The organism is Acidimicrobiia bacterium (assembly GCA_036396535.1).
Classification (GTDB): Bacteria; Actinomycetota; Acidimicrobiia; order Spongiisociales; family UBA5794; genus DASWKR01.
The window spans coordinates 117,469-129,192 of the sequence record DASWKR010000030.1 but is presented as its reverse complement, the minus strand read 5'-3'; the positions used below and the strand labels follow the sequence as shown (position 1 = coordinate 129,192).

Genomic DNA, 11,724 nt, shown 5'->3' with positions numbered 1-11,724 from the left:
GGCAACAACCAGGGTTGTCCCTGAGATCTCCGCCCCCTCTCAGGGTGGCTTCAGGGGATCACCCGATGGTTCCATGGCCGCCCGTGTTGCACGATCGGGACATGATGACCGAATCAACATCGCGGAGCGGCCACTCACCGGTGGCTCGGCTCGAGCGCCCGAACGAGAACCGCTGGGTGGCCGGCGTGGCACGCGGGCTGTCCGTCAAGTACGACATCGGCGTCGGCTGGATCAGGCTGGCGTTCACCCTGCTGACGTTCGCAGGTGGCCTCGGGATCGTGCTCTACGCCGCCGGGTGGCTCACGCTTCCCGACGAAGGGGAGCGGCAGTCGATCCTCGACCGGACCATCGGCGAGATCGATCAACCTGGCCGCTGGGTTGGGATCGGGCTGATCGCGACGGCAGCCTTGATCGTCGTCGGCTGGACCGGCCTGGTTCGCGGCGAGCTCCTGTTCGCCGGGGTGCTCGTACTGGCGGGGCTCCTCTTGTATCGCGGGGAAGCGCCGCTGCGGCGTCCCCCGACCCACGGTCCCCCGAGTCCCGGCACGGGCCCAGACGAGGAAGGCGTCGACTCGAACGCCGAGCAAGGGTCGGCCCCGGACGAGCCGGATGCCGTGGGTCGCCTGGCGGTCGAGCCCTTGGTGGGCAGCGATGGGTCCGACGGAGGGCCGGCCGGACCGACCCCACCATCGGGCAGCGCCAAACCGGCGCGCCCGCCGAGAGCGAGGTCGCCGCTTGGTCTCTACACCGTCGCAATCGTGCTCATCGTGTTCGGGATCATGAGCGCGGTGGCGGCGAACACCGACCTCGACCGTGACCTGCGCGACCTCATCGGCGCCGGCTTCATCGTTCTCGGAGCAGGACTCCTCGTCGGCACGTGGTTCGGGCGGGCCAGGTCGCTCATCGCACTCGGCCTCGTCCTCTTGCCGGTGGCGGCCGCCGCCTTCATCGTCGAGGTTCCGCTGCGAGGGAACGTCGGCGACCTGACGTACCGGGTGCCCTCGGCCGAGACGAGCCCCGTATACGAGCAGCTCGCAGGCGAGATGCGGCTCGACCTGCGCGACTTCGATCTCGAGTCGCAAGGCGTCGTGCACGCCTCGCTGGGATTCGGGAAGCTGCTCGTTCTGCTCCCGGAGGGACTCGACCCGGTCCTCGTAACGCGGGTGGGAGTCGGGGCTCTGGAGCTCGACTGGTTCTCCCGGAACGGGTTCGACTTCGATAGGACGATCGATCTCGGAGGCGACGGAGACGTCGTGCTCGACCTCAGGGTCGGTATCGGTCAGATAGACGTCGAGGAGGAATGATGCAACGACACGAATTCGACCCGTTCTCGTTCGTGTTCGGAATGGGGTTCCTGGCGGTGGGGCTGCGGCTCGTCATCGCCGACGGCTCGATCTTCGAACAGGAATGGTTGTGGCCGGCGTTCCTCCTCCTCAGCGGGGGAGTGCTCCTCGTGGCCGCGGCGAGACGCACGACGCGCACCCAAGACGAGGAAGGAACCGCTGGTGACGGCCCGCCCTCGTGATTACGATTCAATCGGGCACTAGGGGAGTGGTGATGGTCAGACCGCAGAAGCCGATCGACCGATCGGTGAAGCACCTGTCGGATCCGATCGACGTCGCCCCGCGCCGCACCAAGGGCAAGTATTTCGAAACCCCCGCGCAGCGCGCCAGCAAGTACGAGACCCGCCCCTCGTCTGCGACCGGGATGGTTGACGACGACGTCATCGAGATCGTCATCGATCTCCGTGAGGACTCGGCCTATGCCGAGGAGCCGCGTACGGAGCACTACTACGAGCGGTACGGTCCGACGGCAGACTGAACCGCTCGCCGCCATCACAGGCGGTTGCGCTCGCCCTCGTTAACCTTCGGTGGCACCCCGAAAGCGCCGATGGTGGTTGGATGACAGAACAGCAACCGAGAGCCGGCCATGGGCACGCCGCCGCCTCGGGAAGGTCCCGGATCGGTGATTGGGCCCTCGAGCATCGCTACGCGCTGATCCCGCTCGTCGATGTGCTGTTGTGGGTCGTCGTCATGCCGGCCGCCGCCTTCGCCAGGCTCGAGTTCCTGCCCGGAGGAATCGACTGGCCGCCGATCGGCCTCGCCGTCGTCGGAGCTGTGGTCATCCACGTGGTCGCCGGATACGCCGTCGGCATCTACGGGAGGCGCCGCAAGCTCGGCTCGTTCGACGAAGTCGCCTGGGTGGCGTTCACGACGGGGGTCGTCGTCCTCACCCTGATCGTCGCGGTGTGGCTCATCCCGGGTGACTTCCTCGTTCCACGCAGCACGATCCTGGCGGCGGGCGCCTACGAGCTCGTCGGCGCACTCGCCTTCCGGTACCTGGTGAGGCTTCTCGTCGAGCAGCGGCGCCGGTCGCCGCACGTGCGGTCGCAGCGCGTGATCGTGTTCGGAGCCGGTGAGGCCGGGGAAGAGGTCGTGAGAGCGCTTCGCGAAGACCCCGAGTCCGACCTCCTCCCCATGGCGTACCTCGACGACGACCGGACGAAACATCGGATGCGGCTGATGGGCCTCAGGGTCGAGGGTGGGCGCGACGCCATCGCCGCCGCCGCGGCGAGGCACGACGCCGGGGTGCTCCTCATCGCCATGCCGTCGGCGACCCATGCCGCCGCGCTCGAGATCGCCGACATCGGCAGGGGTGCCGGACTCTCGGTCCGCATCCTCCCTCGCCTCGGCAAGTTCCTGACGGAGCCGGTCGCCGTCAAGGACATCAGACACGTCACGTTGAGCGATTTCCTCAGCCGAGCCGAGATCGCACTCGATCTCGACCAGATCGCTTCGTACCTGACCGGCAAACGGGTCCTCGTCACGGGCGCCGGAGGGTCGATCGGGTCCGAGCTGTGTGCAACCGTGCGCCGCTTCGAGCCGGCTGAGCTCCTGATGCTCGACCACGCCGAGAACAGCCTCCACGCCTTGCAGCTCAGCCTCGAGGGCCGGGCACTCCTCGACTCGCCCGATCTCCTGCTCGCCGACATTCGCGACCGGGACACGATCGAAGCGCTGTTCACGGACGTCAGGCCGGATGTGGTGTTCCACGCAGCAGCCCACAAGCACGTGACGTTCCTCGAGCGCCACCCGTTCGAAGCCGTGAAGACGAACGTCACAGGGACGCGCAACATCCTCGAGGCGGCGAGGGCCGCCGGCGTCACCAGGTTCGTCAACATCTCGACCGACAAGGCGGCAGACCCGACGAGCGTCCTCGGGCTGACGAAGCGCGTCGCCGAGCGCCTCACCGCCCACTACGGAGACGGCGGTGCCGGGATCTACATGTCGGTCCGGTTCGGCAACGTGCTCGGGAGCGCTGGGTCGGTCATCCCGACGTTCCGAGAGCAGATCGCCAATGGTGAGCCGATCACGGTCACCCACCCGGACGTGACCCGCTACTTCATGACGATCCCCGAAGCGGTGCAGCTCGTCGTGCAGGCAGGGGCGATCGGTTCGGCCGGAGACGTGATGGTTCTCGACATGGGCGAGCCGGTCAGGATCGTGGAGCTGGCGAACCTGCTCGCCGCCGAGGTCTCACCCGGGATCCCGCCGAGCATCGAGTACACCGGGCTGCGCAACGGCGAGAAGCTCCATGAGATCCTGTTCTCGGCGGACGACGAGAAGCTCGACCAGCCACACGAGCTGCTGTGGCGATACCGGGTCCCGCCGCTCGATCCGTCCGAGCTGTCGGCTTTGGGCACGGCGCGCTCCGGCGACGATGTCGTCGAGGCACTTCGGCGAATCGTCGCCTCGGGTATCGATGCTCATACGCCGGGGATGATGTCGTGACGCGGCGCGCTGCCCTCGACGAGTTGGCCGTCGTCGGAGGAACCCCGGTGCGGACTTCGGCGATGCCGCCGTGGCCGAGCTACGACGAGGAGGAGATCGCCGCGGCGGGGGAAGTCCTCGCTTCCGGGCGGGTCAACTACTGGACGGGTGGCGAAGGGCGTGCCTTCGAGGAGGAGTTCGCCGCATATCACCATCTCCCGTACGCGATCGCGCTCTCCAATGGAACCGTCGCCCTCGAGGTCGCCATCGAAGCGCTCCGGCTGGGGCCGGGCGACGATGTCATCGTCCCACCGAGGACGTTCGTGGCAACGATCTCCTCCGTGGCGCGTTCCGGGGCTCGACCGGTGTTCGCCGACGTCGAGCCGATCGGCGGCAATCTCACCGCCGAGACGATCGCGGCAGCCCTGACACCTGAGACACGGGCGATCGTCGTCGTCCACCTCGGCGGGTGGCCGGCCGACATGCCGGCGATCGCAGCCCTTGCCGAGGAACGGGGGCTCGAGATCATCGAGGACTGTGCCCAAGCGCACGGTGCCAAGGTCGCCGGCCGTCTCGTCGGGACGTTCGGCAGCGTCGGCTGCTTCTCGATGTGTCAGGACAAGATCATCACTACGGCCGGCGAGGGGGGCATGGTCGTGACCAGCCGCCCTGACCTGTGGGACGCCATGTGGTCGTTGAAGGACCACGGCAAGAACCACGATCTGGTCTACGCCGAGCACCCCCCGGGCTTCCGCTGGCTGCACACCGGGTTCGGCACGAACGGGAGGCTCACGGAGAGCCAGGCGGCGATCGGCCGCATCCAGCTGCGCCGGCTGGCGACGATGGTGGCGACTCGCAGGCGCAACGCGGCGATTCTCGACGCCGCCGTCGAGCTGCAGCCTGCGCTGCGCATGGCGGCGCCGGCCGAAGGCGTGGAACCGTCCTACTACAAGTACTACACCCACGTGAGGCGCGACCGCCTCGCATCCGGTTGGGACCGCGACCGGATCATGGCCGCCATCAATGCAGAGGGTGTGCCGTGCTTCGTCGGCTCGTGCTCCGAGGTGTACCTCGAAGCGGCGTTCGCCGAGGAGCTGCGCCCACCGCGACGATTGCCGGTCGCTCGCCAGCTCGGAGAGACGAGCCTGATGTTCCTCGTCCACCCGACCCTCACCGAGGGCGACATGGGCGACGCTGCCGCGGCCGTCGCCAAGGTGATGGCCCACGCCACCGGATGATGGGCCGAAGGTGACCGCGGCGATGAGTGCCGAGCTGCTCACGCCGGCCGATCGGCGCTGGCAGGAGGCGCTCGACATCGTCGACCACGACGTCTACCACCTCCCCGGCTACGTGACGCTCGAGGCGGTTCGCCTGGGCGGTGTCCCGTCGGCGGCGCTCGTCGAAGCAGACGATGCCATGCTGCTGCTTCCCCTCGTGATCAGGGAGATCCCCGATTCCGACGGTGTCGTCGACGCCGTCTCGCCGTACGGGTATCCCGGCCCGGTGACGACATCGGGTGCGGATCCGGGAAGGCGAGCGCTGCTCGCCGGCCGCCTCGTCGAGTTGCTCCGGGAGCGGAACGTGTGCACCGCCTTCATCCGCGGCCATCCGCTCTTGACTCCGGAACGTGCGCTCGGGGCGGCGGTCGTCGAAGTCGAGCACGGTGAGACGGTGTGGCTCGACCTGACGCTGCCGGAGGGCGAGCAGGTCGAGCTGATGTCGTCGACGACCCGCAACCTGCTGCGGCGGACGAGCCGCGCCGGCCACGTTGCTCGCGTCGCCGAGGAGCACGCTGCCCTGGAGCGATTCCACGCCATCTACGTCGCCACCATGGACCGCCTCGAGGCGGCATCCGAGTACTTCTTCACGCTCGAGCATCTCAGCGGATTGCGCGACGCCCTCGGTGACCTGGCACGACTCGTCGTGGTCGAATCGGACGGCGAGATCACCGCAGGGGCGCTCTTCTTCGTGCACGGCGACATCGTCCAGTACCACCTCTCTGCAGCGATCCGGTCTGGAGGGCCTGCCTCGCCGACGCGGGTGGCGATCGACTTCGCTCGCCGGCTCTTCGCCGATGAGGGTCGCAAGGTGCTGCACCTCGGAGGTGGCCTCGGAGGCGAGCACGACTCATTGTTCGAGTTCAAGGCGAGCTTCTCGCCTCGCAGGGCAGCCTTCCGGACGCTTCGCATCGTCGCGGACGAAGCCCGATACGAAGAGCTGCTGCGGAGAAGTGGCATCTACCCTGCCGACGCGTCGACGTCCGGGTTCTTCCCGCTCTACCGCAGCGCTGCGGCAGGCCTGCGATGACCAACCCCCACGAGGCTTGGCAGCCTGGCTTCGAGTCGATGGTCCGCCGCCTCAATGACATCCTCGGCCCCGCCGTCGAGGAGTCGTATACCCCGGATCTGCCCGACAGGATCCCCCCGCTCCATGTGATCGGGGTGCCGAGGACCGGCACGACGTTGGCGACCCAGCTCGTCACCTCTCATCTCACCGTCACCCGGATCGACCGGCTGGCGGCCGTCTTCTGGCGGGCGCCGACGATCGGCCTCGAGCTTTCACGCCGGCTGCTCGGGAGGCGCGTCGAATCCACCTACGAGTCACGTTTTGGGGCGACGGACGGCATCGCCGAGCCTCACGAGTTCGGCGCCTTCTGGCGAGAGCTGCTCGGCTACGAGGCGATGGAGGAGGATCCGGCCAGGGTCGTCGACTGGGCTCGCGTCAGGCTCGTCCTCACGAACATGCTCGAGGCCGCAGGCGAGCCGATCGTCTTCAAGGCGTTTCTCGTGGCGTGGCACATGCGCGAGATGTCGGCGACCTTGCCGCTGAGTTGCTACCTGTGGACCAGGCGGGACCCGCGCGACACTGCTATCTCGATCGCGATGATGCGCCAGGTCTACGGTGGCTCGCTCGACGCTTGGGTATCGATGAAGCCGGCGGCAGCCGCCGACCTTGCTTCCGAGCCGTGGTGGGTCCAGGTGGCCGCCCAGGTGTTCCACGTCGACCAGGCCATCGAGAAGGGTGCTTCCGAGATCGGCGCCGGCAATCTCCTCCGCGTCGACTACGAGACGATGTGTGCCGAGCCCGGTGCCGTCGTCGCTTCGGTCGCCGACCTCCTCACAGCGAATGGGGCGGAGGTCACCGCCGTCGGTTCTCCGCCGAAACGGTTCGAGCCTGCCGTCCCTGCGCTGCGCGACCACCGCCACCTCGCCGACCTCGAGGCGGCGCTTCGCATGTTCTACGGCTGATCTGATGCCGGGCGGGGTGGGCCGAGATCGTCCACCTCGCCGGGGTTGCGATCGGGAGCGATCCCTTCGCGTGTGGTCACGACCCGCAAGGTCGCCAGGAGGATCCTGGCGTCCATGGCGAGCGAGTAGTTGTCGATGTACTGGTTGTCGAGCCGGATCCGCTCCGACCACGGCAGCGTGTTGCGACCCGAGATCTGGGCGAGCCCCGTGATGCCGGGCCGCATCCTGAAGCGCCGCATCTGCTCGTCTGTGTACCGGGTGAGGTGCTCCTGGATTGCCGGTCGGGGGCCGACGAACGACATCTCGCCGCGCACGATGTTCACCAGTTGGGGCAACTCGTCGAGGCTCGTCGCCCTGAGGATGCGTCCGACCGGGGTCACCCGGTTCTCGGTCGCCCGGCCTGAATCGTCGAGGAGGCGGTCGGCGTCGACCACCATCGTCCTGAACTTCCAGACTTCGAAGGGAGCTGCGCCTCGGCCCGGCCGGGAGTGGCGGAAGAGCACCGGCCCGCCGTCTCCGAGCTTGACCGCGGCGGCGACGATCCCGAGAAGCGGCGAGAGCACGACGAGCAGGACAGCGGCGGCGACCCGGTCGAGGCCATGTTTCACGGCGATCTGAGCCCGCCTGCCCATCTCGTCACCCACCTGCCCTCTCGACGGACGGGCTTCTCACGAGGTCGGAGAGCGATGGAGCGGCGTGGCGCGACCGCAGCCCGAGCCAGCGGATGGAGGCTCCGGCGACATTGGCGAGTGCGATCGCCGCAGCCGCCCAGAAGACGCCGCTCGACGCCGTGAAGGCGGCGATGAGCGTCGCAGAGGCGAGGGCGGCTTGGCTGGGGAGCAGCCATCCCGTCGCCCCGAGCGGCACGAGGGCGGCGCCCGACACGCCCATCCACGGCGCCAGAACGATGATGACCGCCAGCAGAGCAGGTGCCGGTCCGAGATCGAGATCGGCACCGGACAGCAGCTCGAGCACCGGCAAGGCCGCCGCCGCGAACAAGCCGCCGATCGCCATCGAGATCACCGTCGGCAACCGGATGCCGCGGGTGATGATCTGTGCGATCGGCTCTCGTGCCCGGACCATCTCGGGCAGCATGATCATCCCGATGCCGGAGATCACGAGCGCCGCGGCGGACGCCGACTTGAGGAGCAGGTCGAAGCCTCCCGCCGTGTCGAGGCCGAGGAGCGCCGCGACGACGACGATCGGCCCGTGAGCCTCGATCCATCTGAGAGCCTCGACGCCGACCTCTTTGGCGAGCAGCCCGACGGGCTCTCCGCCTCCCCGGTAGTCGAGGCGCAGCACGAAGGCGCCCGCGATGTACCCGAGGCCATGGATGGTGATCGCCCACGTCGGGGTGAGCACACCTGCGGTGACCATGCCGACCATGATGATGAGCCGGACGACCTGGCTGACGAGGACCGCCAAGGCGATGATGCGTTGCCTGCCGGCCAGGATGTGACGGGGGGTCGGCTCCGTCATGAGGGCATTGGCCGCCGAGGCGAACAGGAGCGCGACGGCGGCCTGCCAGCTCTCGAACCACCAGGCGATGGGGACGAGGATCGCCGAGCCGACGAACCACCAGGTGGTCATCGTCGCCATCCAGCTGCGGCGGCTCCCGCCGCGCGCCAGGGCGGTCGAGGCGCCCTGCTGTGCCGTCGGCTTCCATGGGAGGATCGCCGCCTCCAGCATCGCGAGCAGCACGACGAACACGCCGTACCGCTCGGTGCCGAGGTGGCGCACGATCACGAACAGGGTGGCGAGGGCCGCGGCTCGGCCGACGACGAGGCCGAGAGACTGCCATGCGAAGCGGCTCACGGCTGTGCCTTCTTGCACGAGGTCGGGGTCGATCGGCTCGGTCATGTCTTTGCGATCCTACGGATGGGCATCGTCAGGACAGATGATCGGGCGGCGGCAGCGGTCGCATGAGGAAGCATCCCCGATCGACCCCTCCTAGATCTCCTAGGCTCCGATGATTCTGTCGTCTCGCGACGTTGAGGCCGCCATGGAAGACATCGCAAAGCTGCTGCATGAGCCTGACGCCGTGGTGGCGGTGGTCGGCGCAACGGACGATCCGTCGAAGTACGGGCACACCATCTACCGCGATCTGAAGCGAAAGGGCTTCCGGGTGCTGGCGGTCAACCCGAATCGGGCCACCGTCGACGGCGACATCGCCTACCCGACCCTGGCAGATCTGCCGACCGCCCCGACGATCGTCGACTACGTGGTCCCGCCGCCCGTCACGCTCGACGTCCTCCGACAAGCTCGATCACTCGGTTACACGAAGGCGTGGGTCCAGCCGGGGGCGGAGAATCCTGCCGTGCTCACATATCTGCAGACAGAGGGTTTCGACTATCTGGCGAACGCCTGCATCATGGTGCGCTCCCGCCTGATCGAGTCGTGACGAGCACACGGAAGGACGGTTTTCCCGACGTGCGGATCCTCGATGCCTGGGGTAGCTTCAACATCCTGTGAGCGACTTCGAGTCCACCGCCGTAGGCGCCGCCGCGCTTCGGGACGCACTGCAGGCCGTTCCGGGCGTGGCAGGGGCGCTCGTGACCGCCCGCGACGGACGGGCACCCCGCATCAGAGTCTGGCTCGACGGCACGAGCGGCGCAGACGACGTGTCGGTCGAGGTTCGCCGCCTCCTCGTCGACGCCGGGCTGGAGACACCTGATCCTGCCGACGCACCCCCCCTCCCCGGCAACGGCAAGAAGGCGGGCCTCGGCCGAGGTCTCGGAACGCTCATCCCCGACGCTCACGACACGCCGCCCCCGGCACATCTGCAGAGCCTCACTCCGCTCAGGGAGACCTCCGGTCCTCTCCGCCTCGAGCGGATCGCCATCGAAGAGACGGCGACTGGTGTCACGGTACGCGCCATCGACAGCGTCGGTCGAACGGCCGAGGTACACGTCGACGGGAGCCAGTCGGCGCTCAACGGCGCCATCGTGTCGTCGGTCGCCAGCATCATCGGTGAGGTCTCGCCGCCGACGCTCCTCGCCGCCGAGGTACGCGAGATCGCGGGCGGCTCCGTGCTCATCGCAGTCCTCGAGTTGTTCGACGGCGTGAGGGCCGTGGGCGCCGCGGTCGTGGGCGCCGGCATGCCCTTCACCCTCGGCAAGGCTGTCTGGACCGCCATCGAAGAAGCCAGAGCCTGACGACGCTCCTCCCGCTCGACGGAGGGACTGCCCAGGAGTGCTCGAACGCTACGGCGTGGTGATGAGCTGGTCGACGGGAGCGAAGTCGTCGGTGAGCACGTCGGCTCCGCCGATCCAGGCCACCGCGTCGGGGCCGGTCAATGCGATGGCCGGCTCCTGGCGGTCGCGGCTCAGCGCGGAGATGGCCGTGGCGTCGAACGGCGCATCCGAGCCGGCGATGACGAAGTTGCCCCCGTCCTCTCCGTCGAGATATTCGCGTGGGGCGAGCACCAGCAGATGGTCGAAGACGGAGGCGATGGTGGCTGCCTCGGCCGTGGCGAAACCGAGCGGTGGGTAGTCGATCATGTTGAGGATGTAGATGCCGCCGTCGCGCAACTTCGTCCGGATGGCCGAGACGAACTCTCTGGTCGTCAGGTGCCACGGCACGGAGGGGCCGCCAAAGGCGTCGCCGATCACGACGTCGAAGCCATCGTCGGGTGCGTCCTCGAGGGTGAGCCGGGCGTCGCCGATGGCGACTTCGATCGGTCCGTCGAGGGAGAGACCGAGCTCGTTCTGCGCGAGGTCGACGAGCGACGGGTCGAGCTCGAGCGCCAGGTGGCGCCCCCCTGGATGGAGGGCGTCGAGGTAGCGGGGGAGGGTGAACCCGCCACCTCCAACGTAGAGGCCGTCGACGGCCCCCTGGGGCAGCCGGGTCGTGAACACGTCGCCGAAGAGGCGGGCGTACCGGAACCCGAGGTATGTGGGATCGGCGAGATCGACGTAGCTGTGCCTCAATGTGTCGAGCCAGAGCACACGGGCCGTCGCTCGGTCCGGCTCGGTGGTGATCCGGGCGCAGTAGTAGGCCGTTTCCGTGTCACACGGCGAAGGAACGAGTTGGAGGAGCCCGACCGACGGCACGGCGACGACGAGCAGCCTCACAAGTCCGGATGACCTGGAGGGGCGGGCCGTCACCGCCACCCCTCCTCCGACGAGCAGGCCACCCACGACCCACAGGATGGGACGGCTCGGCAGCGTCGCCACGAGCAGGAACCCGGTGACGAACGTCCCGAAGATGGCGCCGGCCGTGGCGGTCGCCGAGTACGACCCGACGACCGAGCCCGTCTCGGCGAGGTCGTGCAACCTGATCTTCACGACGATCGGCGTCACCGTCGACAGCACCGCGGCGGGGAGGAAGAAGCCGAGCACGGTCAGCAGGACGATCTCGATCGGCCCACCGGCTCGCATCGCCGGCCCGAGGGCGTCGACGATCGGCGGCGCCGCCACCGCCCCGAGCCCCCCGACGACGAGAACCGGTCCGAGGAGCCCCCGCGGGTCGTAACGGTCGGCGGCCCGTCCGCCGACCCAGCTCCCGAGGGCGATGCCTGCCAGGACCGTGCCGATGATCCCCGTGAACGTCTCCAAGGTCACCCCGAGGAACGGCGCCATGAGTCGTCCTGCCATGATCTCCAGAACGAGGACCGCAGCACTGGTGAAGAAGACGAGGGCGCGGGCGACGGGAGGCGGCATGGGTCGGCCAGTATGCCAGCGGGCCGCCCGGAGGAGTCGCTCAGG

General features: G+C 68.4%; 12 protein-coding genes. 9 read left to right on the top strand and 3 right to left on the bottom strand.

Features of this window, described 5'->3' with window-relative positions:
- The first annotated feature begins 140 nt into the window (after window positions 1-140).
- The 7 genes from VGC47_05375 (at window position 141) to VGC47_05345 (ending at window position 7,018) form a co-directional block, all read left to right on the top strand.
- Entirely contained in the window at window positions 141-1,304 is a 1,164-nt protein-coding gene (locus VGC47_05375; protein HEX9854725.1) for a PspC domain-containing protein, read from the top strand.
- Window positions 1,304-1,525, top strand: a complete 222-nt coding sequence (locus VGC47_05370; protein ID HEX9854724.1) for a hypothetical protein — start codon at window positions 1,304-1,306, stop codon at window positions 1,523-1,525. Before VGC47_05375 ends, VGC47_05370 begins: the two co-directional genes overlap by 1 nt.
- Before the next feature lie 32 nt (window positions 1,526-1,557).
- Window positions 1,558-1,821 (top strand): hypothetical protein, encoded by a 264-nt coding sequence (locus tag VGC47_05365; protein HEX9854723.1) that lies wholly within the window; start codon window positions 1,558-1,560, stop codon window positions 1,819-1,821.
- A gap of 80 nt (window positions 1,822-1,901) precedes the next feature.
- A complete protein-coding gene (locus VGC47_05360) occupies window positions 1,902-3,791 on the top strand; it encodes a nucleoside-diphosphate sugar epimerase/dehydratase (GenBank protein HEX9854722.1) in 1,890 nt (629 codons plus the stop codon).
- Entirely contained in the window at window positions 3,788-5,008 is a 1,221-nt protein-coding gene (locus tag VGC47_05355) for a DegT/DnrJ/EryC1/StrS family aminotransferase (protein ID HEX9854721.1), read from the top strand. Before VGC47_05360 ends, VGC47_05355 begins: the two co-directional genes overlap by 4 nt.
- A 22-nt stretch (window positions 5,009-5,030) precedes the next feature.
- A complete protein-coding gene (locus VGC47_05350) occupies window positions 5,031-6,077 on the top strand; it encodes a GNAT family N-acetyltransferase (GenBank protein HEX9854720.1) in 1,047 nt (348 codons plus the stop codon).
- Window positions 6,074-7,018, top strand: coding sequence for a sulfotransferase (locus VGC47_05345; protein ID HEX9854719.1), 945 nt, complete (start codon window positions 6,074-6,076; stop codon window positions 7,016-7,018). The genes VGC47_05350 and VGC47_05345 overlap by 4 nt, the downstream gene beginning before the upstream one ends.
- Here VGC47_05345 and VGC47_05340 read toward each other — a convergent pair.
- Both VGC47_05340 and VGC47_05335 read right to left on the bottom strand, forming a co-directional pair.
- Window positions 7,009-7,662, bottom strand: a complete 654-nt coding sequence (locus tag VGC47_05340; protein ID HEX9854718.1) for a sugar transferase — start codon at window positions 7,660-7,662, stop codon at window positions 7,009-7,011. The genes VGC47_05345 and VGC47_05340 overlap by 10 nt on opposite strands.
- Complete coding sequence (locus VGC47_05335; protein ID HEX9854717.1) at window positions 7,655-8,878, bottom strand: hypothetical protein; 1,224 nt, start codon at window positions 8,876-8,878, stop codon at window positions 7,655-7,657. Before VGC47_05335 ends, VGC47_05340 begins: the two co-directional genes overlap by 8 nt.
- 142 nt (window positions 8,879-9,020) lie before the next feature.
- Here VGC47_05335 and VGC47_05330 point away from each other — a divergent pair, with 142 nt between their 5' ends.
- Both VGC47_05330 and VGC47_05325 read left to right on the top strand, forming a co-directional pair.
- Window positions 9,021-9,419 carry a CoA-binding protein gene (locus VGC47_05330; protein HEX9854716.1) on the top strand — a complete coding sequence of 133 codons (399 nt, stop codon included), beginning with the start codon at window positions 9,021-9,023 and terminating at the stop codon, window positions 9,417-9,419.
- A gap of 67 nt (window positions 9,420-9,486) precedes the next feature.
- Window positions 9,487-10,173: a hypothetical protein gene (locus tag VGC47_05325; GenBank protein ID HEX9854715.1), complete on the top strand. Its 687-nt coding sequence runs from the start codon at window positions 9,487-9,489 to the stop codon at window positions 10,171-10,173.
- A gap of 48 nt (window positions 10,174-10,221) precedes the next feature.
- Here the strand turns inward: VGC47_05325 and VGC47_05320 are convergent, their stop codons facing one another.
- Complete coding sequence (locus VGC47_05320) at window positions 10,222-11,679, bottom strand: fused MFS/spermidine synthase (protein HEX9854714.1); 1,458 nt, start codon at window positions 11,677-11,679, stop codon at window positions 10,222-10,224.
- Window positions 11,680-11,724 lie beyond the last annotated feature (45 nt).